The sequence below is a fragment of the Streptomyces sp. NPDC021115 genome (genome assembly GCF_044333065.1).
In the GTDB taxonomy this organism is placed as follows: Bacteria; Actinomycetota; Actinomycetes; order Streptomycetales; family Streptomycetaceae; genus Streptomyces.
The window spans coordinates 122,595-144,442 of record NZ_JBIRQF010000008.1 but is presented as its reverse complement, the minus strand read 5'-3'; the positions used below and the strand labels follow the sequence as shown (position 1 = coordinate 144,442).

At 70.2% G+C, this 21,848-nt stretch carries 21 protein-coding genes and 2 pseudogenes; 14 read left to right on the top strand and 9 right to left on the bottom strand.

The features are described from left to right. The first annotated feature begins 104 nt into the window (after positions 1–104). The 4 genes from ACH4TL_RS24920 to ACH4TL_RS24905 all read left to right on the top strand — a co-directional run bounded on the left by ACH4TL_RS24920 (position 105) and on the right by ACH4TL_RS24905 (position 3,660). Positions 105–695 (top strand): Uma2 family endonuclease, encoded by a 591-nt coding sequence (locus ACH4TL_RS24920; protein ID WP_398319313.1) that lies wholly within the window; start codon positions 105–107, stop codon positions 693–695. Positions 696–768: 73 nt separating this feature from the next. Then, positions 769–1,572, top strand: coding sequence for a class II aldolase/adducin family protein (locus ACH4TL_RS24915; protein WP_398319316.1), 804 nt, complete (start codon positions 769–771; stop codon positions 1,570–1,572). 117 nt (positions 1,573–1,689) lie between these two features. Continuing rightward, positions 1,690–3,000 (top strand): hypothetical protein, encoded by a 1,311-nt coding sequence (locus tag ACH4TL_RS24910; protein ID WP_398319319.1) that lies wholly within the window; start codon positions 1,690–1,692, stop codon positions 2,998–3,000. 90 nt (positions 3,001–3,090) lie between these two features. Beyond that, on the top strand, positions 3,091–3,660 hold the full coding sequence (locus tag ACH4TL_RS24905; RefSeq protein ID WP_398319322.1) for a DoxX family protein: 570 nt from the start codon (positions 3,091–3,093) through the stop codon (positions 3,658–3,660). A gap of 86 nt (positions 3,661–3,746) precedes the next feature. Here ACH4TL_RS24905 and ACH4TL_RS24900 read toward each other — a convergent pair whose 3' ends face one another. Both ACH4TL_RS24900 and ACH4TL_RS24895 read right to left on the bottom strand, forming a co-directional pair. Further along, on the bottom strand, positions 3,747–3,968 hold the full coding sequence (locus ACH4TL_RS24900) for a hypothetical protein (protein ID WP_398319325.1): 222 nt from the start codon (positions 3,966–3,968) through the stop codon (positions 3,747–3,749). Next, the gene (locus ACH4TL_RS24895) at positions 3,965–5,284 is read right to left on the bottom strand and encodes a PspC domain-containing protein (RefSeq protein ID WP_398319328.1); all 1,320 of its coding nucleotides are present in this window, start codon (positions 5,282–5,284) and stop codon (positions 3,965–3,967) included. The genes ACH4TL_RS24900 and ACH4TL_RS24895 overlap by 4 nt, the downstream gene beginning before the upstream one ends. Before the next feature lie 157 nt (positions 5,285–5,441). Between ACH4TL_RS24895 and ACH4TL_RS24890 the strand changes: the two genes are divergently transcribed. The 3 genes from ACH4TL_RS24890 (at position 5,442) to ACH4TL_RS24880 (ending at position 9,402) form a co-directional block, all read left to right on the top strand. Then, positions 5,442–7,058: a serine/threonine-protein kinase gene (locus ACH4TL_RS24890; RefSeq protein ID WP_398319331.1), complete on the top strand. Its 1,617-nt coding sequence runs from the start codon at positions 5,442–5,444 to the stop codon at positions 7,056–7,058. A 338-nt stretch (positions 7,059–7,396) separates the two neighbouring features. Continuing rightward, on the top strand, positions 7,397–8,677 hold the full coding sequence (locus tag ACH4TL_RS24885; RefSeq protein ID WP_398319334.1) for a PspC domain-containing protein: 1,281 nt from the start codon (positions 7,397–7,399) through the stop codon (positions 8,675–8,677). Further along, positions 8,674–9,402, top strand: a complete 729-nt coding sequence (locus ACH4TL_RS24880; RefSeq protein WP_398319337.1) for a LuxR C-terminal-related transcriptional regulator — start codon at positions 8,674–8,676, stop codon at positions 9,400–9,402. Before ACH4TL_RS24885 ends, ACH4TL_RS24880 begins: the two co-directional genes overlap by 4 nt. On the opposite strand, the gene ACH4TL_RS24875 is transcribed toward ACH4TL_RS24880, so the two are convergent. Next, positions 9,403–10,905 (bottom strand): FAD-dependent oxidoreductase, encoded by a 1,503-nt coding sequence (locus ACH4TL_RS24875; RefSeq protein WP_398319340.1) that lies wholly within the window; start codon positions 10,903–10,905, stop codon positions 9,403–9,405. It lies immediately after the preceding gene. A 94-nt stretch (positions 10,906–10,999) separates the two neighbouring features. Here ACH4TL_RS24875 and ACH4TL_RS24870 point away from each other — a divergent pair, with 94 nt between their 5' ends. Then, the gene (locus tag ACH4TL_RS24870) at positions 11,000–11,638 is read left to right on the top strand and encodes a TetR/AcrR family transcriptional regulator (protein ID WP_398319343.1); all 639 of its coding nucleotides are present in this window, start codon (positions 11,000–11,002) and stop codon (positions 11,636–11,638) included. On the opposite strand, the pseudogene ACH4TL_RS24865 reads toward ACH4TL_RS24870, so the two are convergent. Next, a pseudogene (locus tag ACH4TL_RS24865) lies at positions 11,631–11,993 on the bottom strand (ATP-binding protein); the annotation flags it as partial. The gene ACH4TL_RS24870 and the pseudogene ACH4TL_RS24865 overlap by 8 nt on opposite strands. 74 nt (positions 11,994–12,067) lie before the next feature. Between ACH4TL_RS24865 and ACH4TL_RS24860 the strand changes: the two are divergent. Continuing rightward, positions 12,068–13,699, top strand: coding sequence for a recombinase family protein (locus tag ACH4TL_RS24860; RefSeq protein WP_398319346.1), 1,632 nt, complete (start codon positions 12,068–12,070; stop codon positions 13,697–13,699). Between the two features lie 1,001 nt (positions 13,700–14,700). On the opposite strand, the gene ACH4TL_RS24855 is transcribed toward ACH4TL_RS24860, so the two are convergent. Next, positions 14,701–14,910, bottom strand: coding sequence for a hypothetical protein (locus ACH4TL_RS24855; RefSeq protein ID WP_398319349.1), 210 nt, complete (start codon positions 14,908–14,910; stop codon positions 14,701–14,703). A gap of 526 nt (positions 14,911–15,436) precedes the next feature. Continuing rightward, positions 15,437–15,769 carry a hypothetical protein gene (locus ACH4TL_RS24850; RefSeq protein WP_398319352.1) on the bottom strand — a complete coding sequence of 111 codons (333 nt, stop codon included), beginning with the start codon at positions 15,767–15,769 and terminating at the stop codon, positions 15,437–15,439. 470 nt (positions 15,770–16,239) lie between these two features. Here ACH4TL_RS24850 and ACH4TL_RS24845 point away from each other — a divergent pair, with 470 nt between their 5' ends. The 4 genes and pseudogenes from ACH4TL_RS24845 (at position 16,240) to ACH4TL_RS24830 (ending at position 18,459) form a co-directional block, all read left to right on the top strand. Next, positions 16,240–16,956 carry a helix-turn-helix domain-containing protein gene (locus ACH4TL_RS24845; RefSeq protein ID WP_398319355.1) on the top strand — a complete coding sequence of 239 codons (717 nt, stop codon included), beginning with the start codon at positions 16,240–16,242 and terminating at the stop codon, positions 16,954–16,956. A gap of 3 nt (positions 16,957–16,959) precedes the next feature. Further along, positions 16,960–17,430, top strand: coding sequence for an NUDIX domain-containing protein (locus ACH4TL_RS24840; RefSeq protein WP_398319358.1), 471 nt, complete (start codon positions 16,960–16,962; stop codon positions 17,428–17,430). A 106-nt stretch (positions 17,431–17,536) separates the two neighbouring features. Continuing rightward, positions 17,537–18,277, top strand: a pseudogene (locus tag ACH4TL_RS24835) (DUF5753 domain-containing protein). Further along, the gene (locus ACH4TL_RS24830) at positions 18,274–18,459 is read left to right on the top strand and encodes a DUF397 domain-containing protein (protein ID WP_398319361.1); all 186 of its coding nucleotides are present in this window, start codon (positions 18,274–18,276) and stop codon (positions 18,457–18,459) included. Before ACH4TL_RS24835 ends, ACH4TL_RS24830 begins: the two are co-directional and overlap by 4 nt. On the opposite strand, the gene ACH4TL_RS24825 is transcribed toward ACH4TL_RS24830, so the two are convergent. Then, positions 18,446–19,288, bottom strand: coding sequence for an SAM-dependent methyltransferase (locus tag ACH4TL_RS24825; RefSeq protein ID WP_398319364.1), 843 nt, complete (start codon positions 19,286–19,288; stop codon positions 18,446–18,448). The two genes, ACH4TL_RS24830 and ACH4TL_RS24825, sit on opposite strands and share 14 nt — an antisense overlap. Before the next feature lie 265 nt (positions 19,289–19,553). After that, a complete protein-coding gene (locus tag ACH4TL_RS24820) occupies positions 19,554–19,979 on the bottom strand; it encodes a hypothetical protein (RefSeq protein ID WP_398319367.1) in 426 nt (141 codons plus the stop codon). 215 nt (positions 19,980–20,194) lie between these two features. On the opposite strand from ACH4TL_RS24820, the gene ACH4TL_RS24815 reads away from it, so the two are divergent. Beyond that, on the top strand, positions 20,195–20,836 hold the full coding sequence (locus tag ACH4TL_RS24815; protein WP_398319716.1) for a DUF1326 domain-containing protein: 642 nt from the start codon (positions 20,195–20,197) through the stop codon (positions 20,834–20,836). Between the two features lie 69 nt (positions 20,837–20,905). Here the strand turns inward: ACH4TL_RS24815 and ACH4TL_RS24810 are convergent, their stop codons facing one another. Continuing rightward, complete coding sequence (locus tag ACH4TL_RS24810) at positions 20,906–21,724, bottom strand: redoxin family protein (protein WP_398319370.1); 819 nt, start codon at positions 21,722–21,724, stop codon at positions 20,906–20,908. Positions 21,725–21,848 lie beyond the last annotated feature (124 nt).

Here is a 21,848-nt window from a genome sequence, read left to right as displayed (position 1 = left end):
TCGTCAAACGCCGATGCCGTCGCTCATTCGTTTGGGCGGCGGCATCGGCGTTCGTGCTCGATACGCTGGCCTCACGGCCAAGAATCCCGTCCATGGGAGGAACCATGACCGCTGAGCCGCTGCACACCACCTCGTGGCCTGTGCCGCCGCTGGATGGCTACACCGTGGACGATTTGCTGAGTCTGCCCGATCTCCCGCCGCACACCGAGCTGATCGACGGGAGCCTGGTTTTCGTGAGTCCGCAGCGCATCTTTCACAGCCTTGCGATTGATCTGCTGGTGAGCGGACTACGGCGCACTGTGCCCCCCGAACTGCGGGTCGCGCGTGAGATGACCGTGGTGATCGACAAGCGCAACGGCCCGGAGCCGGACCTCGTGGTGCTGCGTACCGAGGCCGTGCGAAGCCGTATGCAGACCTTTTTCGAGGTCGGCGATGTGATCCTCGCCGTCGAGGTTGTTTCTCCCGAGTCCGAGGCCCGCGACCACGACACCAAACCGCACAAGTACGCCAACGCGGGGATCCCGCACTTCTGGCGGGTCGAGATGACCAACCATGACGCTCGCCCCGTGGTCCACGTCTTCGAACTCGACGCCGAAACGCGCACATACCGGCATACCGGCCTCCACCACAACCAGCTCAAGCTCACCGTCCCCTTCACCATCGACATCGACCTCACCGAGATCGACCGTCTGTAAGGCCCTGACCCTGGCCTCCTGCGATACCCGGAGGTAGCTTCCGCTCCAGCACCCCAGAGGAGCGGAGCTGCTGATGACGATGCCGATACCGCGGCAAAACCCCGAGCCGATACCGACCGACCAGCTGCACATCACGATGCCGCCCACCCACGCCTCGTCGGCCGACGAGCGGCGGTACCGCAAGGAGCGGCTGGCGGCGGCGCTGCGGATCTTCGGGCGGTACGGGTACGAGGAGGGGGTCGCCGGGCACATCACCGTGCGCGACCCGGAGTTCACCGACCACTTCTGGGTGAACCCCTTCGGCATGCCCTTCGCCCACGCCACCGTGAGCGACCTGATCCTCGTCAATCAGGCGGGCCAGGTGGTCGAGGGGCGCTACCACGTCAACCAGGCGGCCTTCGTCGTTCACTCGTCCGTGCACCGAGCCCGTCCGGATGTGGTGGCGGTCGCCCACACCCGTTCCGTCCACGGCCGGGCCCTGTCCGCGCTCGGTGAGCTGCTGGAGCCGATCACCCAGGACGTGTGCGCCTTCTTCGAGGACCACGGGCTCTACGACAGCAGCACCGGCGTCGTCGTGGACGAGGAGGAGGGCCGCGGGATCGCGTCGGCGCTCGGTACGTACAAGGCCCTCATCCTGCGCAATCGCGGTCTGCTGACCGTCGGCGACTCGGTCGACGCGGCCGCTTGGTGGTTCATCACGATGGAGCGCGCGTGCCAGGCGCAGCTCGCGGCGAAGGCGGCGGGGAAGCCGGTGCTCATCGATCACCGGAGCGCGGTGCGGACCCGTGAGCAGCTCGGAAGCGATCTTGTGGCGTGGATCAACTATCAACCCCTGTATCTCCAGATCACCCGCGGTGAGCCGGACCTGCTCGACTGAGACCCGTCGCGGTGCGGCACAATCCCCTCTCAACACATGTCAGTTGGGGCGCGCCGAGCGTCACCGTACTGACGACTGAACGTACAGAACGAGTGAACGACGGAGCGGTGAGACCTCGTGGCGGTGGACACGACGAAAGACGCCACGAAGGCGAAGGCGAAGGCGGGCGGACCCGGCGGCCACAGCCACCCGGACCACGGCCCGGCGGGCTGTGAGTGCCCCCAGGGCGCCCGTGAGGGGCACCGGCGGGCGGTGGCCGCGTTCGTGGCCATGCGGGAGCGGTTCGCGGCGGGAGAGGGCCTTCCGGCGGCCCTCGCGCACTCCGCCGGGGCGTCCCGGCAGTGGGTGTCGGACGAGCTGGCCCACGCGGCCCGTACGGTCGTCGACAGCGGCCACGCCGAGAGCACCGCGTGGCGCGACGCGGTGTGGCGGCGCACCCTGCTGGTGGTCTGGGGCGCGGTCGGGGCGCTGCTGATCGGGCAGTTGGCGACGGCGCTCGGCGCCGGCTGGTCGGTCGCCCGCACCGCCGGGCTCACCGCCGCCCTCGTCACCGGCGCGCTGCTGACCCTGACCGCCCGGCTGCACTACGCCAACGGCGGCCCGCTCGCGCCGCTCGTCGGCGAGGACAACCGGATGTCCACCTCCCGCTCCCTCGCCGCCGCCTGGCTGCTGCTCGCCGTCTTCTCGGTGCTGGTCCTGGCCGTCGAACTGGCCGTCGCCCCCGGCGACCGGGACCGGATCGCCGGGGGCCTGTCCCTCGGCCACGCCGCCGGGCTGCTCACGGTCGCCGGGCTGACCTGCGTGGCCGCGGTGCTCGCCCGGCTCGTCGTCGCGGCCCGGGTGCGGGCGCAGCGGCTCCAGAAGGTCCGGGCGGTCCGCCCGCGCGCCGCCGACCTCCTCACTGACGACGCGGGCCGCGGCAGCTTCGCCGACGCCCAGTACGTCGTCGTCCACGCGGTCGCCCTCGCCTTCGCCGCCGTCCGCCTCGCCCGCGAACCGTGGCGGCTGCCGGAGCTGCCCTGGGGGCTGGTGCTGCTCGCCGTCGTCTCCGTCCTGATGTACCTCACCGGCAAGTACGCGGAGGGCGGCCGCCCGACCGTCCTGTCCGTCGTCCGGGTCCGCCCCGAGGAGGGCGGCATCGACCGCGACGCCCCGATCCGCACCGGCGACGACATCGAGATCCGCGGCAACGGCTTCGTGCCCCCGGGCGCGCAGGACCCCGACCGCCTGGCCCGCATGGTCGTCCGCATCGGCGCCGTCCACGTCCACGTCCCCCTGGTGCCGGTGGCGGGCGGCTTCAGCAACCCGACCGATACGGCGCTCACCGTGCCGGTCCCGGTGGACGTGGAGCCGGGCCGGGTGGACGTGCAGGTGGTGACGGCGTCGGGCGCGGAGACGAACCGCTACCAGATCGACGTACTGGACTGATTCGGACTGACCGGCCTGACCTCGGCTGAGTAGAAATCCCGCTCCCCTCCGTATGGTTTTGATGAGTGCGCAATGGGAGAGGCGGGCGTCATGAGGCATGCGGACCGAACGGTCGGAGGAGGCCCGGACAACGCGGGCAGTGTGAATGTGGTGAGCGGCATAGGCGGCCCCGCGACGGGCGGGGTGCGGGAGATGGCGGCGCGCTATGCGCTGCTGCCGTTGCGGATCTTCCTCGGCGTCACGTTCGTGTACGCCGGGATCGACAAGCTGACCGATTCGGCGTTCCTCGCCGACAGCGGCGCGGGCTCGATCGGCCAGCTGATGACCCAGGTGCGCGACACCTCGGCCGTCCCCTGGCTCGTCGACCAGGCCCTCAACGCCCCGACGACCTTCGGCTACGTCATCGCCTACGGCGAGCTGGCCGTCGGCCTGGGCACCCTCTTCGGCCTCCTGTCCCGCCTGGCGGCCCTGGGCGGCGCGCTGATCTCGCTGAGCCTGTGGCTGACGGTGAGCTGGCAGACGGAGCCGTACTACTACGGCAACGACCTGGCCTACCTGATGGCCTGGCTCCCCCTGGCCCTGGCCGGCGCCCCCTACCTGTCCCTGGACACGGTCTGGAGCAAACACCGCCGCCGCCAGAACTCACAGCTCTTCACGTAGCCGCAGCCCCCGCCCCGGGCCCACGGGGCCCGGGGCGGGGCCCCGGTCCGGGAAGGGGCGGGGCGGGGTGGGGAAGAGCCACGCCCCTACGGGGCGGAGCCCTCCGCACCCCGCGCCCGCTTCCGCCGAGCCACATACGTCAGGGCCGACACCAGGCCCGCCCCGCACAGACCCGCCACCAGCACCATCAGCGGCACCAGCGACCGCACGTCCCACTCACCCGCGGCGTCCAGCCCGTACACCGTGGCCACGCCCAGCACCACGAGCCCCGCCACCAGCTTTCCCGGTTCCACCGGATGCCGCTTCATGAGCGGGTCACCTCCACGTTCCCCAGGCCGATCGACAGCCGCAGCACCAGCGTTCCGTGGGCCGCGCTCGCGCCGCCCTTCGGTTCGAGGGTCACGGTCTGCTCCCGGTCCGGCTCGATGTCGATGTTGTCGGCGCGCTCGCCCGGGAGCCGGATGTCGCCGAGGCCCGTTCGTATGGTCAGCTTGAGACGGGCGTCCCCGGGCACGGTCACGGCCAGCTTTCCGGCGCCCACCTCGGCCCGGGTGCGGACGGTCTGGTCGTCCGTCAGCCGGAAGCGGTCCAGTTTGAGTTCCCCGACGCCGCCGCCCAGCTCGTACGAGGGCCGCACGGCGGCCGCGGACGTCGGGGCCCACCGCTCGCGGGACCAGTCGGTCGTGACGGACCGCGGGAGCGCCGTGGCGGCGGCCAGCAGGGCGCAGGTGACGACGGTCATGATGGCGGTCCCGGCCCCCGTCCGCCCGTACCAGCAGCTGACCACCATCCCGAGGCCGAAGACCGCCAGCGCGCTCACGAGGCCGATCTCCAGGCTGGCGCCGAGGGGGTGGGAGTACCAGGACAGCCGGGTGCCGGTGGCCGCGGCGGCGAGGGCGACCAGGAAGATCCAGCCGCCGATGGAGGACCGGTCGCGGACCCGGCGGGCCCGCTGCGCCCGCGCGGCGGCCCTGTCGTACGGACCGTCGTCCGGCCCCCACAGATACCCCGCACCCGCGCCCGCGCCGGAACGCCCCGCCGACCCCCTCGTACCGTCCTTGACGATCGGGTCCCGCCACCACGAGGGCCCCGGCCCGCCCCGCGTCGGCGGAGCCTTGGTCTCCGGGGGCGCGTCCGCGACGGCCTGGGCCGTGGCCGGATCGACCGCGCCGCCGCTCTCCGCCAACCGCCGGTGGTGCGACCAATAACCGACGCCGGCCGCTGCGAGCACCAGCATGAACGAGAACGAGATCACCCCGCCGTTGTTCAGCATGGACAGAAACAGCCCGCAGCCGACCAGCGCGCACAGCACCGCCGTCAGCGCCGGGCCCTCGACACGCCCGGAGAGCAGCCGCCGCCCCTCGTTCTCGTCCTCCCCGTTGAGGGGCACGAGCAGCCAGCAGAAGCCGTATAGGATCAGTCCGATCCCGCCCGCGACGGACAGCACCGACAGCACCACCCGGAAGATCACCGGGTCGACGTCGCAGTAGCGGCCGAGCCCGCCGCACACCCCCGCGACCATCTTCTGGTCGCGGCTGCGCCGCAGCGGCACGGCCGTACTCCGCGATTCCGCGGAACCGGCCGGGCCCTCGTCTTCGTCCGCCACGGTGGGTGCATCGGTCATGCGTCCATGGTGACAAGACGGTCGTTCCGGCGACATCCGGTGAAACCCTGGGCCTTCCCTGAGATCATCCCCGATGTCGTGGCGACTATCGTGGCGGGGCGAACATGCGCGCGCATGCGTGGAAAGCAGGCCGCCGTGGAGCGGGAGGGGAAGTGCGGTGTCGGACGTAGGGCGGCTGATTGCCGGGCGGTACCGGCTGGTCGAGCAGATCGGCCGCGGCGGCATGGGTACGGTCTGGCGCGCCGAGGACGAACTGCTGGCCCGTCAGGTCGCCGTCAAGCAGCTGCACGTCTCGCCGAACCTCAGCGAGGAAGAACTGACGACGATGCACGAGCGTACCCGCCGCGAGGCGCGGAGCGCGGCCCGCATCACCCACCCCAACGTGGTCGTCGTCCACGACGTCGTGGACGACGGGGGGCTGCCGTGCATCGTGATGGAGTACGTGCCGTCCACGACCCTGGGGGACCTGCTCAAGGGCGGCGAAACGCTCTCCCCCGACGAGACCGCCCGCGTCGGCCGCGGCATGATCGCCGCCCTGCGCGCCGCCCACGCGGCCGGCGTCCTGCACCGCGACGTCAAGCCCGGCAACGTGCTGCTCGGCGCCGACGGCCGGGTCGTGCTCACCGACTTCGGCATCGCCATGGCCACCGGCACCTCCACGCTCACCAAGACCGGCGAGGTCGTCGGCTCCATCGACTACATCGCCCCGGAGCGGGTGCGCGGCCGCAAGCCCGGCCCGGCGTCCGACCTGTGGGCGCTGGGCGCGACGCTCTATCAGGCGGTGGAGGGCCGGGCTCCGTTCCGTAAGCCGACGCCGATCGAGACCGGGTACGCGATCGCCGTGGACCCCCTGGAGCCGCCGCGGCGCGCGGGCTCGCTGGCCCCGCTGATCGAGGCCCTGCTGGCGAAGGAGCCGGAGCAGCGGCCGTCGGCGGAGGAGACGGAACGCGCGCTGCGCGGCCCGGCGTCGGAGCCGGAGACGACGGTGTATCCGGTGCAGGGGCAGGGCGGCGACCGGACGACCACGACGAGCACGCCGACCATGGTCCTGTCGACGAACCGGAGCCCGAGCCCGCCCCCGCCGGGGCCGCCCCCGCGGCGCGACGCCCCCACCCCGCAGCGGCCGAACCCCGTCCCCAACTTCTTCCCCGCCCCGCCGCCCCAGCTCCCCCGCGTCCGCAAGGCCCGGTGGGCCGCCATCGGGACGGCCCTGGTGGTCATGGTGGTGGCGGTCGGCGTCTACGCGTGGAAGAAGGACGGCAGCACCCCCTCCGCCTCCGGCTCGACCCCCTCGGCCTCTCCCTCGGCCACCCCGTCCCCCGTCCCCGATGGCTACCGCCTGGTGTCGGGGCTCAACGTGTCCTTCCCCGTCCCCGACAACTGGAAGATCGACTCCGACAACGACGGAAAGGTCGACAACACCCAGGAGGTCCGCTACCTGGACCCCACCAAGATGGCCCGACTCTCGGTCAACGTCCTGGACTTCGCCTCCAACGACCAGGTCAGGCACTTCGAGGACGTCGAGACCGCCCTGAAGAAGGACGTTCTCGCGTACGAGCGGACCCGCATGCAGGAGACCACCTTCCGAGGCATGCCCGCGGCGATCTGGGAGTTCCGCTTCAAGGGCCGCGCCCGCTGGTTCCGGGCGATCGACCTGGGCTTCGGTAACGAGGGCGACAAGGAATACGCGATCTATCTGAGCGCGCCGGAAGAAGACTGGGGCAAGTACCGCCCGATCTTCGACAAGGTCCGGGACAGCTTCCGCGTCCACTGACACGCGGTGGCGCCCTGCGCTGCCCGCCCACCCACCCCGTTCTCGGGGCTGCACCCCGGCCCCCGCTGTTGGGGCTGTGCCTCCAGACCCCCGCTCGGCGCGCTTGTGCTGCGGCCGCCTGGCAGGTCCGTCGCCGTGGTCTTGGGCAGCGCCGCGAGTGCGGGCCGGGGCTGCGGGGCCGGGGCGCAGCCCTCACGCGGCGGAGCCGCAAATCGACCGGGGCCGGGAAGGGGCGGGGTGGGGGACAGCCCGCCGCAGGCGCCCACCCACCCCCACCCCGGGAACGATCAGGGTCGACCCTGATGTCCGGACCGCGGGGGCCATGTGACGATCGGAGCATGACCGCCCCCGCGCCCCCGACCACCCCCACCGAGCCGCCCCCGCGCAAGCTGTACCGCAGCGCCGAGGGGCGCCTCCTCGGCGGCGTGGCACGGGGCCTCGCCGGGCACCTGGGGCTGCCCGTCTCCTGGGTGCGGATCGCCTTCGTCGCGTTGATCATGGCGGAAGGCTTCGGCACCCTCCTCTACGCCCTGTTCTGGTTCATCGTCCCGCTCGGCGTAGGCGGCGTGGGGGAGACGACTCCCCGCCCGCTCACCACCGTCGGCCCCGACGGACGCCGCCGCATCCTGGCCCGCAAGCCGGAGCGCGGCCAGATCATCGCCCTGGTCGCCCTCTTCGTCGGCATGGGCATCTTCGTCCAGAGCTTCCAACTGGGCCGCGCCAACACCTACATCTGGCCGCTGCTCCTCGTGGGGGCGGGCGTCGCCCTGTTCTGGCGGCAGGCGGACAACTCCCGCCGCGCCCAGTGGGTGGAGCTGAGCCGCAGCAAGCGGGTGCTGCCGCTGGCCCGGGCGGGCGCGGGGGTGGTGCTGGTCGGCGCGGGGGTGACCGGCATCCTCGTCCTCCAGGGCTCGGCCCGCCACCTCGGCGCCGTCCTCCAGGCCGCCCTCGCCGTGATCGTCGGGATCGCGCTGCTGGCGGGCCCGTACGTGATCCGGATGACGCAGGACCTCTCCGAGGAGCGCCTGATGCGCATCCGTGCCCAGGAGCGCGCGGAGGTCGCGGCGCACGTCCACGACTCCGTGCTGCACACCCTCACCCTGATCCAGCGCAGCGCCGAGGATCCGCGCGAGGTGGCCCGGCTGGCCCGTGCCCAGGAGCGGGAGTTGCGCGCCTGGCTGTACAAGCCGGAGGGCACCGGCAAGGACGAGGCCGACGAACCGGACACCCTCGCCGAGGCGGTCAAGGCGACGGCGGCCGAGGTCGAGGACCACCACGGCGTCCCGATCGAGGTCGTCGTGGTCGGCGACTGCCCGCTCGACGAGAGGCTGTCGGCCCAGATGCAGGCAGCACGCGAGGCGATGGTGAACGCCGCCAAGTACGGTGGCGACGGCGGGGCGGTCCAGGTGTTCGCCGAAGTCGAGGGCGCGACGGTCTTCCTGTCCGTACGCGACCGCGGCCCGGGCTTCGACCTGGACGCGGTACCGGACGACCGCATGGGCGTCCGCGAGTCGATCATCGGCAGGATGCGGCGCAACGGCGGCACGGCCAGGCTGAGGTCCGCGCCCGACGGGGGCACGGTAGTGGAGCTGGAGATGGAGAGGGCGGCGACGACATGACCGAGGCAACGGGCGGCACGGGGGCGGCGGACGGCGAGAGCGGCACGGGCGAGGCCGGAGAGGAACGCCGGGTCCGCGTCGTCCTCGTCGACGACCACCGCATGTTCCGCACCGGCGTCCAGGCCGAGATCGGCGAGACGGCCCGTACCGGCGTCGAGGTGGTCGGCGAGGCGGCCGACGTCGACCAGGCCGTCACCGTGATCACCGCGACCCGTCCCGAGGTGGTCCTGCTCGATGTCCACCTCCCCGGCGGCGGCGGGGTCGAGGTGCTGCGCCGCTGCGCCGCGCTGATGGGGGCCACGGAGCGCCCGGTGCGCTTCCTCGCGCTGTCCGTCTCGGACGCCGCCGAGGACGTCATCGGCGTCATCCGCGGCGGCGCCCGCGGCTACGTCACCAAGACGATCACCGGCACCGACCTGGTCGACGCGATCTTCAGCGTCTCCGAGGGCGACGCGGTGTTCTCCCCGCGCCTGGCCGGTTTCGTCCTCGACGCCTTCGCCTCCACCGACGCCCCGCCCGTGGACGAGGACATGGACCGCCTCACCCAGCGCGAACGCGAGGTGCTGCGCCTGATCGCGCGCGGCTACGCGTACAAGGAGATCGCCAAGCAGCTGTTCATCTCGGTGAAGACGGTGGAGAGCCATGTCTCGGCGGTCCTGCGCAAGCTCCAGCTCTCCAACCGCCACGAACTCACCCGCTGGGCGACGGCCCGCCGCCTGGTCTGATCACCCGGTCGTCAGGTGCTCGGCGACCGCGTCCAGCACCCCCGCACGGCACCCCTCCGCATCGTCCGCCGCCCAGCAGACGTAGCCGTCGGGCCGCAGCAGCAGTACCCCCGCGCCCAGGTCGGTGGCGCACTTGGCGCGTACGAGGTCCACGTGTCCCGGCAGCGTCACGTCGTCCGGGACGAGCCCGCCCACGTCCAGCAGCACGGCGTGCCCCGCGCCGAAGAGCGCCGACAGCCGGGTGGGGCCGTCGGCGGTGGTCAGTTCGGCGTCCGGGACGCGCCGCCCGGTGAGGGGGTGCGTGCCGGGTACGTCGTACCGCAGCGCCAGCCCGGAGATCAGTCCCGTCAGGTACCGGTTGGTGTCCGGTAGCCGCATCAGGTCGATGAAGACGTCCCGCAGGGCCGCCACGTCCTCGCTCGGATCCGGGTCCGCCAGCACGCGCTGAGCGGCGGTGTGGTGCAGCACCCTGGCCGCGACCGGGTGCCGTTCGGCGTGGTAGCTGTCCAGCAGCCCGGCCGGGGCCCGGCCCTGGAGGGTCGCGGCCAGCTTCCAGCCCAGGTTGAACGCGTCCTGCACGCCGAGGTTCAGTCCTTGCGCGCCCAGCGCCGGGTGGATGTGCGCGGCGTCCCCGGCGAACAGCACCCGGCCGTCCCGGTACCGCTCGACCTGCCGGGTCGCGTCGCTGAACCGCGAGGAGTTGTCCACCCCGCCGAGCACGGTCTCCTCGCCGTACACGGCCCGCAGCGCGGCGGCGACCTCGTCCTCGCCGATCGGGGTGTCCCGGGTGGGTTCCGCCGGGTCCGCGCCCCCGTCGTGCCCGTAGGTCAGCCGGTAGCGGTCGTCACCGAGCGGAATGAGCATGGCCCAGTAGCCGTTCGCCCGGCGCGTCAGGGTGCTGATGTGCCCCCGCTCGCGCGGCACCAGCGGCGAGGCGGCCGACAGCCGGATGTCGGCGAGGACGGCCAGATACGTCCCGGGCCGCCCGGGGAAGGGCATCCCGAGCCTTTTGCGCACCGTGCTGCGGCCCCCGTCGCACGCCACCACGTACCGCGCCCGCACCCGCAGGCCCCCGTCCGCCGTGACGGTCACCCCGTCGTCGTCCGGCTCGACGGCCGTCACGGCGGCGTCCCGCCGCACCCGCGCCCCGAGGGCGGTGGCCCGCTCCTCCAGCACCTCTTCGATCTCCCACTGCGGGAGCATGACCGGGGACGGATGCCGGGTGTCCCACGCCCCGCAGTCCAGCGGCACCGGCAGCAGCGCGAAGTTCGCGCCGACCGGAGGGCCGGGGAACGCCCGCTTCCGCATCGCCTCCAGCAGCCCGCGCGACTCCAGCAGTTCGGCGGTACGGGCATGGATCGCACCGCCCTTCGTCTGCTGGTTGCGGCTGGGCAACTTCTCCAGCACCAGGGTCTCCACCCCGGCCAGCGCCAGCTCGTACGCGAGCGTCAGCCCGGTCGGCCCGGCCCCCACGACCACGACATCGGTCTCGATCTCGTTCATCCCCACGCTCCCCTTCGCGTTCCTGCACTCGGTAAATAAGTACACCAAGTGCAGAACTATTCCAAGTGCAATTCGGTGGGGTAACGTGGGCATCGTGACGACCGAAAGTCAACCTGGCCTGCGCGAACGCAAGAAGCAGCGGACCCGAGCCGCGATCTCGGACGCCGCGATCGGCCTCTTCCTCGAATGCGGCTACCACGAGGTCTCGGTCGCCCAGATCGCCGAGGCCGCCGAGGTGTCCAAGCGCACGCTCTTCGCGTACTTCCCGACCAAGGAAGACCTCGTGGTGCACCGCATGGCCGACCACGAGGCCGAGTCCGCCCGGGTCGTACGCGCCCGCCCCGCGCGCACCGCCCCGCTGGCCGCCCTGCGCGCCCACTACCTCGACGGCCTCGCCCGCCGCGATCCGATCACCGGGATGAACGACCACCCCAGCGTCTGCGCGCTCACCCAGCTGATCTACGACACCCCCGCCCTGATCGACCGCATGCAGCGCTTCAAGGCGGGCGGCGAACGCGCCCTCGCCGAGGCCCTGCGCGACACCACCGACGCGCCGGACCTGACCGCCCGCCTGGCCGCCGTCCAGATCATCGCCGTGCAGTGGGCGCTGTCCACGGACAACTTCCAGCGCCTGGCGGGCGGCGAGTCCGCTGACGAGCGCTACCCGGGCGCCGTACGCGACGCCGAGCACGCCTACGACCTGCTGGCCGGTGGTCTCGCGGCGCTTACGTAGTCGCCAACAGCTTCAGCTCGAACCACACCGTCTTCCCGATGCCGCACGCCCGCGGATGCGCGTCCCACGCGTCCGCGAGCGCCGCGATCAGCGCCAGCCCCCGCCCCGACTCGTCGTCCGGCGTCGCCCGGCGCGGCTGAGGCATCACCTCGCTCGCGTCCGACACCTCGACGCGCAGTTTCTCGTCACGCACCACGCAGCGTGCGCGGACCTCCCGACCAGGCGAAACGCGCGCGTGGCGACAGGCGTTCGTCACCAGCTCGCTGAGCAGCAGCACGGCGACCTCGGCCTGCGGGTCCGGGATCTGCCACGTACGAGCCTGCTCACGCAGCAGCGCCCGCGCCCGGCCGATGTTCGCAGTCGCCGATGGCCTGGCGGTATTGCGGCAATCAGATCAATCAGTGAGTTGGCGGATGTAGTTTCGCCCGCATGAGCGAACTCGTGCAACGGGCGCAGTGGGGCAAGCTGGACGGCATGAACTGGGCTGGACTCACCCGGCTTTCAACGGAGGAAGCCGAGGGCGAGCCGTTGGAGGCCGACAGCCAGCCAGGCGCCGCGTCGCGGTTCATGACCGGGCGCGACATCAAGAGCACCGCCGAGCAGGAGAAGGACAATCGAGAGTTTGTCACGGGGCGCGGTGGCCGGTACGTCTACACCTACACCGAACCGGACACCTCGGCATGGAAGCGCAGGCCGGTGCGCCTGCCTGACGGGCGCGTGGTCCACCGCGTCATCCGGCCGGTTTTCGAGGGTGCGCTGGCAGACCTCAAGTCGGGCCGGGCGCCCAATGGTGAGCGCATCGACGGATTGATCGTGTACGACATCGACCGCCTGACCCGCGATTCCCGACATCTCGAAGACGACATCGAGATCGTGGAGCACTACCACCGGCCGATCATTGACATCACCGGCACGCTGGATCTTCTGACAGATAACGGCCGCGCTATGGCACGGGTCATCGTCGCGATGGCCAACAAGCAGTCAGCGGACACCGCCCGGCGAGTGAAGCGGAAGCACAAGGCCATGCAGCAAGAGGGCATCCCCGGTGGCGGTCCCCGCCCGTTCGGCTGGCAGGAAGACCGCCGCACGCTCCACCCGAAGGAAGTGAAGCTCATACGGGAGGCGGCGCGTCGCCTGATCGAGGGCGCGCCCCGGTACGCGGTCGTAGCGGACTGGAACCGACAGGGAGTGCTGACAGCGAACGGGAAGAAGTGGAGCGTACAGGTCCTCAAGAAGGTCTTGAGTAATCCGCGTATCTGCGGTTACCGCTCCCGCATCGTCATTGAGGTCGATGCGGAGACGGGGGCGCAGAGCAGGCACACGGTCATCGTCTCCGACGACAAGGGAAACCCGGTCATGGGGCAGCACGAGGCCATCTTGGCCCCCGCCGAGTGGCAGGCGCTCACCGCGATACTCGAAGAGGCTCCGAAGAGGGGCAACGGACACAACGCCCGTATGTACCTGCTGACTGGCACGCTGCGCTGCGGTAAAGACGACTGCGGCGCGAGGCTCCGAGCCCTGAAGGCGTCACCGGCCAAGAAGAAGCCAGAGGGTTACTTCTATTACATGTGCCCAGGGAAAGCGACCGGGCGCGGATGCGGGGGCGTCCTCATTCCCGGCCCCGAGGCCGATGAACTGGTGAGGAAGCTGGTCATCGCCAAGCACGAGGAAGAGGCCGCGAGCCGTGAGGCGACAACGGCTCCGGAGGTCTGGCCCGACGAGCAGAAGCTAGCGAATATCCGTGAGGACATCGCAGACCTGAAGCAAGCCCGAAAAGAACGACTCATCAGCGCACAGCGCTATTACAAGGACCTCGCCGAATACGAGGCCGAAGAGCAGCAGCTCACCAGGAACCGTAACGCGTGGCAGCGTAAAGCGCTTGCCGCTGAGGGAACGCCCGTCGATATGGCCCAGGAATGGAGTCGTGCGGATATCACGCTCGCGGAGAAACGCGCCTATGTAGAGCGTGCGTTCACTGCGATTGTTGTCTTGCCTTCGGGGAAGGGAAAGCGGATTCCGCTGCGTGACAGGCTGGTCCCGCTGTACGCCGAAGAGGAGTGACAGCGGGCCAGCCAGGGCCCGTCACGAGGTGCGTGAACGCGGGTGTGTTTCCCCACCGTCCGAGAGCTTGATCCGCATGACCGCGTTCATGTGCCGCCACTTCCGGTCAGACCACTTCGGAGCCTTCCGCGCGTGCTCTCTGGCCCATGCCCAGTCGTCGGCATCGTCTGAGAGGGTCGCAGGGAGCGCGTAAGCGCCGGATGCGTCGTTCGCTTCCTGCTTCGCGTGATCGTCTCGCTCCGGACCGGCAGAAGGCGAAGACGATTCGGCAGAGGCGCGGTCGGATGTGTTGTCGCCGGTTATTGGGCACCCTCCAGGGTGTGTAGGTCGATGGTTCGCAGCGGGCGATCATGTGTGCCCCTCTCCTTCGGTATCCGGTAAACGCCCTGGTCAGGGCGCTATTCGTTGGTCCTTGTATGGTCTCAGGCAGGACTGACACCCACCCCGCAGGCAAACGGCCCGCGTCCGGCCCCGACCGGGCGCCACAGGGCTTGGCCCCCGACTACGGCACCCCGGCATGACGTCCTCAGTAGGCCAGCCGTTCCCGACGCCGACGCCGACCGACCGCCAAGTGACCGGCGAGGTGTCGAAACTTGTCTTCACTTACTCAAGGGCGCGCCTTGCGGCGCGCCGGGCGGTCTGGCCGCCCCGCCGGGCTGCGGCGTGGCCGCCGGTCCCGGCGGACGCCCACCGCCCGCACTCCCAAGCGCACCCGCGATCGCTCGCCGAGGAGCCGACCGCTGTTCGGGGCTGGGGCGTTGTGGCTGGGGCCGACGGCCTACGCGGCTTTTAGGCAGCCACCACGGGGCGAGCCTCTAAGAACAGGGGGCCGATCGGTCGCAAACGCGGGCAGGATCACAGACCCGCCCGATTCGCCGGGCCAGCGTAAGGCCCCCTGTTCTCTCGCCCCGTGGCAGCTCCCGCCCAAAAGCCGCTACGGCCGGCGGCGTGCCCACAGCGCGCCGATCCAGCGCCGCACGCAGGCCACCGGCCAACCGCGATCAGCTCGCCCTGCCCAGTCGGGCCGCCGCCACCCTGGCCAGCATCGCCATCTCACGCGCCGTCGTCGCCGACAGTTCCAGCCTCACCACACCAGCGCCGTCCGCTCCCGTAGCAGCACACAGCCGCGCCCCGGTCGTATCCACGCCGACCAGCCGCAGCGCGCCGCCCAGCTCGGCTACCGCATCGCGCGCGTCGCGCCAGCCCCTCATGTAGTCCACTCCGCGTATCCACGTCCCCGCCTCCAGGTCTGCTATCTCACCGTCGAACCCGTCGCCCCCAGGGCAGCACATACGGTCAAGTCCCCTTCTCTGCACTTCACCTGACACCAACTCATGGAGCACGTCGAGTGAGAGCACGACGACGGCCCCGGTACCATCGGCACCGGGGATCATCGATCCCCAGCCGGACCACCCCGGAAGCTGTCCAGGCAAGGGGGTGGTCCGGTGTTGCTTCTTCGGTTGTCGTGACTGAGCCGACCTCAGTACTGCTGTCTGCCACCCGGGTAACGGACCGGCTTTCGACACTCCGGAGCGTTTGCCGGGGCAGGCTCATCGCCGAGCGCGTAACACAGGGCGGCGTGCAACTGCTCTGCCTCCACCACCGTCAGCACCAGCGAAGCCAGGGACGCGCGGCCAGGGCGAAGGACATGAAGCGGTAGCTCAAGACGGCCGCCCTCCCCGTGGCGCAGGCCACATCCCGGTGCGGGACCGACGCGCCAGCCTTCCGAGTCAGTACTCATCCGGCCGCCCCACTCCCTCGACCTGGCCCATCACCCTCGTTCTCTTGGGGCGGACCGAGGCGCATACCGCGACTTTCAGCGATCCGGAGCACATCGCGCAGTGCCTCGATCATGCGGTTCGAGAGAAAGCGAAGCTCCTCCACTTCTGCCTTGGGGTTGCCGAGCAGATCGAGAGCATGACCCAGGAGTTCGCTGGCCATATGGAGATGGAACGCCTCCATCTCGTCAGCAAGCTTCGACACATGCCCGGTACCTTCTTCGTCGGTCACGAGATAGGCGGGCTGGCCGTTCGCACCATTCCACGGCAGCAAACGGGGACGCACGCTCACAGCGCCACCGCCTTCACGCCGCGCCCGGCAGTCCCCCTCTGCCGCTCATGCGCGACCACGTATGGTCGGACAAGGCCCGTGCCCGCCACGTCCCCGCCACACGGCACCCACACGTGAGGTACAGGCACACGTGCCAGACGAACCGTCGGCGTATCCCTACACGCCATGTCGGACCGGAGCCCGACGGCGCGATGACGGCCCGGTGCGGGCAGAACCAGCCTCAGCAGCCATTCCACGAGTCGGGCGATACTCTCTTGCACGTTGACGCTCCTTCACAGCGTTGACCACGCTCCCGGGCCGCCTGCAACGGTCGCGGGAGTCTTTTCGCGATCATTGCGCTGTGAATCAGGACGTAGGAACCTCCCCTAAACCCCACTTCGGGACGTCCCGCGTCGGGTAGAACGTCCCTAGTGCCGTCCCGACATGGAGGGAGAGACTCAGAGGTGCCGAACGAGAGGCTACGTGCCGTCATGGCATCCGGAGGCTGGACATACGCCACCCTCGCGGAAAAGGTCGAGGTAGACCCCAAGTCCGTTGAAAGATGGGTCAACCTCAACCGTACGCCGCGACGCAGCACGGCCATCCTGGCAGCGGAAACGTTAGGAGAAGACGTGCACGTCCTATGGCCAGCGCTCCGTCAAGCGCGCCCCGCCCGCGCGGTCAGCCCCGAACTCGTGGCGCTCTACGACCAGCGCGCGGACATCCCCGTGTCCACGTTCGTGGAGATGCTGACTCAGGCCCGCGAACGGATCGATGTGCTCGTGTACGCCGCCGTCTTCCTCCACGAGGCGTACCCCCGCCTCAACGATCTTCTACGGGAACGAGCCGCCCAAGGCTGCGCCGTACGCATCGCCGTCGGCGACGCCGACAGCCTCAACGTCCAGCAGCGCGGCCAAGAAGAGAAGTTCGGCCACGGCATCGAGTCCCGCTGTCGGCTCGCCCTGCTGCACTACCGCCCCCTCATCAGCACCCCGGGCATCGAGGTGCGGACGCACGGAACGACCCTCTACAACTCGCTCTATCGCGCAGATGATCAAGTCATGGTCAACGCCCATGTCTGGGGCGTGAACGCGTACGGCGCGCCCGTCTGGCATCTGCGCCGACACGGCGAGGGCGGCATGTTCGACACCTACGCCCGGAGCTTCGACGCTGTATGGGCGACAGGGACACTGGTACAGGAAGGCTGACCCATGGCGCGCACCGAGTACTACGACGATCCGGACGCACCCGAGCCGAACAGCTTGGTTGTCGCTGCGTCCGCTGTCGTCACCGACGAGAGCGGACGTATCCTGCTCCAGCGCCGCCGAGACAATGATCTATGGGCACTGCCGGGCGGCGGCATGGAAATGACCGACTCCCTACCGGGGACAGCTGTCCGTGAGGTCAAGGAAGAGACCGGACTCGACGTAGAGATCACCGCGCTCGTCGGCACGTACACCGACCCGCGTCACGTGATCGCCTACACGGACGGCGAGGTTCGCCGACAGTTCAACGTCTGCTTCACTGCCCGCATCGTCAGCGGCCAGCTCGCGATCTCCGACGAGTCCACGGAACTCCGCTTCGTCCCGCCCGAAGACCTCGCCGAGTTGTCCATGCATCACACACAGCGGCTCCGACTCCGCCACTTCCTTGAACACCGCGACCGGCCATATCTCGGCTGACCCATGAACGACCAGGGCGCGAGCCGAGCCGGGGTGCCGGGGCAAACGCCCAGGTCACGGGGCACAGAAAAAACTACATCCATCGAAGCATTGCAAGCTGTGGCGTATGCAGGCCGGGGTGAGCCGCGAACAGCTGGGCAAAGAGGCCGACTACGAGTACGAGACCGTGAAGTCGATGGAGCAGGGGCGGCGCAAGCCCGCGCTGCGGCTGCTCCAGGTCGCGGACCAGATGTTCGGCGCGCGGGGGCTGCTGCTGGCGGGTCAGGAGTACCTGAAGCCGGACAAGTTCGCGTCGTACTCGGAGGACTTCATCCGGTACGAGGCCGAGGCGATCGTCCTCAACGGCTTCGAGCCTCAGCACATTCCAGGACTCCTACAGACAGGGGAAACCGTCCGAGCGTTGCTCCAGTCGGCATGTCCGGTGCTGGACGACGAGACGATCGAGGAGCGAGTCGCGGCCCGGCTGGAGCGGCACTCCCTGCTGGACAAGCAGACGAAGGCGTTCAACTTCGTGATCGGAGAGGCGGCACTGCGCTACCCAGTCGACGAGTACGACGTCCACAAGCGGCAGTTGTAGCACCTGCTGGACATAGGGGAGCGGCGCAATGTGGCCATCCAGGTGTTGTTGCTGGGAGGTGCCCACCCGGGCCTCAACGGACCGTTCGTACTGCTGGAAACCCCCGAGCACGAGCACCTTGCGTACGTAGAAGCCCAAGAGACCGGGGTCCTCTCCGCAGACCCGGCGAAGGTCAGCGTCATCGCCCAGCGGCATGCCGTGATCATTCGGCGAGCCCTCAGGCCTGAGGATTCGGCAGACTTCATCAGAAAGTTGGCGGAGGAGCTATGAGCGACGAGCTCGCGTGGTTCAAGTCCAGCTACAGCGACACCCAGGGCGGCGCCTGCGTAACGGTCGCCACCTGCCCGCACACCGTCCACGTCCGGGACTCGAAGCACAGGGCCGGGCCCCAACTGATCCTCGCCCCGGACGCCTGGGCGGAGTTCATAGCCTTCGCCGTCAGCCCCGCTTGAGGGCCACGCCCCCGTACATCGCGACCTCCTCGTCCCGGACCCCCTCCGTGGTGGCGTCGGGGCGCCAGTGATGGAGCAGGGTCACGCCGGGGTCGATGAGTTCCAGGCCGTCGAAGAACCGCTCGGCCTCGGCCTTGTCCCTGATCTTGAGGGGGATGCCGCGCTCGTTGTACTCGCGGCCGACCCCGGCGACCTCCTGGGGGGCCGTGTCGCCGGTGAAGACGGTGATGGCCAGCGCGCTGCCCGGCGCCAGTTCGGCCATCAACCGCCGTACCAGGCCCTGCGGATCGTCCTCGTCCATGACGAAGTGCACGATCGAGATCAGGGACAGCACGACCGGCTGCTCCAGGTCCAGGGTCTTGCGCAGGGAGTCCGCACCGAGGATGGAGTCGAGGTCGCGGATGTCCGCGTCGATGTACTCGGTCCGTCCCTCGGGGGTGCTCGTCATGAGGTGACGGGCGTGGGTGAGGACGATGGGGTCGTTGTCGACGTACACGACCCGAGCGTCGGGGGTGATCTCCTGCGCGACCTCGTGCAGGTTCGGGGGCGTCGGGATGCCGGTGCCGATGTCCAGGAACTGGCGTATGCCGTGCTCGCGCACCAGATGGCGGACCGACCGGTGCATGAAGTAGCGCGCCTGCTTCATGGACGTCGGCAGGCTGGGCCAGGCCCGCGCCGAGGCGTCACCGGCGGCGCGGTCCGGTGCGTAGTTGGTCTTGCCGCCCATGAGGTAGTCGTAGACGCGGGCGGAGTGCGGTACGTCGGTACGGAGGTCGACCGGCGGCTGGGCGAACTCCGACCGCGATGACATCCATTCAGTTCCTGACATTTTCCTGCGCCCCGATCGTCAATCTGCGGCAATCAGCTGACCAGTTGCGGTCAGCAGCCATCGTAAGAGGCACTGAGCTTCGGGCGCCGAGACCTCCGCGCATTTATCTAAGGAACGGGGCGTCGGCACACCCCGCCTCCCCATCTGGTGCTCAGGGCCCGGGGCTGCCCAAGCGTGAGGCAGCCATCGCCGCGTACATCGACCGGTTGCCGGACGGTGCCGCGATTGACGCCAAGACGCTCGCCAAGTGCCTGCCCGAGGCCGGTCATCTGCGGCGCGTACGCGAACACCTCATCACGGAGGACGGGGCGCGCTGGGTGACCCGTACGTTCTTCTCGCGGACGGCGCGCGGGGAGGAGTGGTGGGAGGCGTTCGTACGCGGCGACGACGCGCCGGAGCCCCGCACCACGTGCGCGGCCCCCGCCGCCCCCACCAGGACCCGGGCGTACGACGTGCTGGCGTCCCTGAGCCGTACAGTCCCCCGGATGACCCTCTCGGCCGCCGACTGCGCCCGCCTCGAACCCCTCGCCGCGGCCTGGCTGGCGCGCGACGCCGACCCGGCCCGCCTCGTCCAGGCGCTGACGGCCGGGCTGCCTGTGCCGGTGCACAGCCCGGCCGCGCTGGCCCGTACCCGGCTGGAGACCAAGCTGCCTCCGGAGCCCGCACCGGAGCCCCGGCCGGAGATCACCATCAGCCGCCTCCTGGAGTGCACCGACTGCGGCCGCCCCGGCCCGCCCGCCGAAGTTGACCGAGGCGCGGGCGGCTTCAGCACCGAGGCGCTGAGCCGTCCTTGGCTGTCGCTACCCGGCGTATACCCCCCAGGGGTATTTGACGCGACGGTGGGCGGCGGGTTAACCTCTCGTCAGATGCATACCCCGCTGGGGTATCTGGGGAAGGGGAATGGTGATGAACCAGACCAACTGGCACCTCAAGGGCGAGTGGTTCGACGTTTGCAGCTGCTCGATGCCCTGCCCTTGCACCTTCGCGCAGGCTCCGACGAACGGCGCCTGCCTGTTCACGCTCGTATGGCAGATCCATGAAGGGCACTTCGGGGACGTGCGCCTGGACGGCCTGGGCGTCGTGGCGCTCGGCGAGTTCGCGGGGAACATGTGGGTGGACGACCCTGACGCCACGATGACGGCGATGTTCTACATCGACGCGAAGGGGACGCCCGCACAGCGGGATGCCCTGGAGGAGATCTTCCGCGGCAACGCCGGGGGGTGGCCGGGCACATTCGGTTCGCTGATCAGCGACGTGCGCAGCGTGCAATACGCCCCGATTCACTTCGACGCCGCGCCGGATCTCGCGTACTGGCGGGCGACCGTGTCAGACAAGGTGAGCGTGGGCGCCACGGCGCTGACCGGTCCCACCTCGGACCCCAAGCGCCGGGTGCAGTTGATCAACGCCCCCGGGGCGGAGGTGGGGCCCGGCCAGGTCGCGACATGGGGTGTGGTGAGTGCGGACCACGCCGAAGGCTTTGACTTCTCCCGCGAGTACCGTGGCGGGTCCAGCAAGCACTTCCCGTTCGACTGGCGGCCGGACGCGTAACGGGCCGCACCACCTACCGAACCCTCAGCTCGCTCTCCGACCTCTGGCCGCCCTGTACGCGGCCAGGGGTCAGCTGCTCCCGCAGGATGTACGACGTGCCTGTCGAGGGGCGTCGCGCAGCCAGGTGAGGACCTCGTCGGCGTGCTCGTTCGGCGGGAAGACCGGGTAGAAGACGCGCTCGATCACGCCGTCGCGGATGATCAGCGTCAGGCGTTTGTAGAGGGTCAGCCCGCTGACCTCGAACGTGGGGAGACGGAGCGCCTGGGCCAGGCTGTGCGTCGGGTCGGAGAGCATGTCGAACGGCAGGCGGAGCCGTTCGACGACCTCGCTCTGGTAGTCGGTGTCCTGGCTGGACAGGCCGAACACCCGGACCGCGCCCGCGTCCAGCAGCTCCTGGTAGTGGTCGCGGAAGCCGCAGGCCTCGGGGGTACAGCCCCGGGCCCCGGGGATCGCGTCCCACCCCTCGGGCAGGTCGGTGCCCGGGCGGCCGGTGAGGGGGTAGACGTAGAGCACCGTCCGGCCCGTGCCCAGGGCGTCGAGGCGGACCGTCGTATCGCCGGTGGTGCGCAGCTCCAGGGGCGGCACGGCCGTACCGGGCAGGTGGGCGGCCGCGCCGTCGTCCTCGGGGACGGGCAGGCCGGCGGGCAGGCTCTGGTAGTCGTTCATCGGGTCCACTCCTCCTTCTGACGGGGGCGGTGAGACACGGCTGTTGCGGTGGGCGGCCTCCTGGAGGTGCGCGATCAGCGCCGTACGGCGTGCCGTGAGCCCCGTGATGCGCTGCGTCAGCTCGTCGATCGCCCGCCGGTACCCGGCCAGCGACGCGGGGCAGTCGTCGGCGTGCTGATGGCCGACCGCCAGGCAGTCCAGGAACGGCCGGGTGCGCTCCACGGGAATCCCGAGGCCGCTGAGCGCCCGGATCTCCCGCGCGAGCCGTACGCCGTGCTCGTCGTAGTCCTAAACCTTGCCCCTGAGGGTGAGGGTAAGGTCAAGCTCCACGGCGCTTGACCCTCAC

Coding starts and splice junctions, on each gene's coding strand:
- ACH4TL_RS24815 (WP_398319716.1), top strand. CDS start 20,195: ATGAACCAGACCAACTGGCACCTCAAGGGCGAGTGGTTCGACGTTTGC.
- ACH4TL_RS24855 (WP_398319349.1), bottom strand. CDS start 14,910: ATGAGGGGCTGGCGCGACGCGCGCGATGCGGTAGCCGAGCTGGGCGGC.
- ACH4TL_RS24860 (WP_398319346.1), top strand. CDS start 12,068: ATGAGCGAACTCGTGCAACGGGCGCAGTGGGGCAAGCTGGACGGCATG.
- ACH4TL_RS24830 (WP_398319361.1), top strand. CDS start 18,274: ATGAGCGACGAGCTCGCGTGGTTCAAGTCCAGCTACAGCGACACCCAG.
- ACH4TL_RS24915 (WP_398319316.1), top strand. CDS start 769: ATGACGATGCCGATACCGCGGCAAAACCCCGAGCCGATACCGACCGAC.
- ACH4TL_RS24875 (WP_398319340.1), bottom strand. CDS start 10,905: ATGAACGAGATCGAGACCGATGTCGTGGTCGTGGGGGCCGGGCCGACC.
- ACH4TL_RS24825 (WP_398319364.1), bottom strand. CDS start 19,288: ATGTCAGGAACTGAATGGATGTCATCGCGGTCGGAGTTCGCCCAGCCG.
- ACH4TL_RS24905 (WP_398319322.1), top strand. CDS start 3,091: ATGAGGCATGCGGACCGAACGGTCGGAGGAGGCCCGGACAACGCGGGC.
- ACH4TL_RS24900 (WP_398319325.1), bottom strand. CDS start 3,968: ATGAAGCGGCATCCGGTGGAACCGGGAAAGCTGGTGGCGGGGCTCGTG.
- ACH4TL_RS24895 (WP_398319328.1), bottom strand. CDS start 5,284: ATGACCGATGCACCCACCGTGGCGGACGAAGACGAGGGCCCGGCCGGT.
- ACH4TL_RS24840 (WP_398319358.1), top strand. CDS start 16,960: ATGGCGCGCACCGAGTACTACGACGATCCGGACGCACCCGAGCCGAAC.
- ACH4TL_RS24880 (WP_398319337.1), top strand. CDS start 8,674: ATGACCGAGGCAACGGGCGGCACGGGGGCGGCGGACGGCGAGAGCGGC.
- ACH4TL_RS24885 (WP_398319334.1), top strand. CDS start 7,397: ATGACCGCCCCCGCGCCCCCGACCACCCCCACCGAGCCGCCCCCGCGC.
- ACH4TL_RS24845 (WP_398319355.1), top strand. CDS start 16,240: ATGGCATCCGGAGGCTGGACATACGCCACCCTCGCGGAAAAGGTCGAG.
- ACH4TL_RS24820 (WP_398319367.1), bottom strand. CDS start 19,979: ATGGTGATCTCCGGCCGGGGCTCCGGTGCGGGCTCCGGAGGCAGCTTG.
- ACH4TL_RS24920 (WP_398319313.1), top strand. CDS start 105: ATGACCGCTGAGCCGCTGCACACCACCTCGTGGCCTGTGCCGCCGCTG.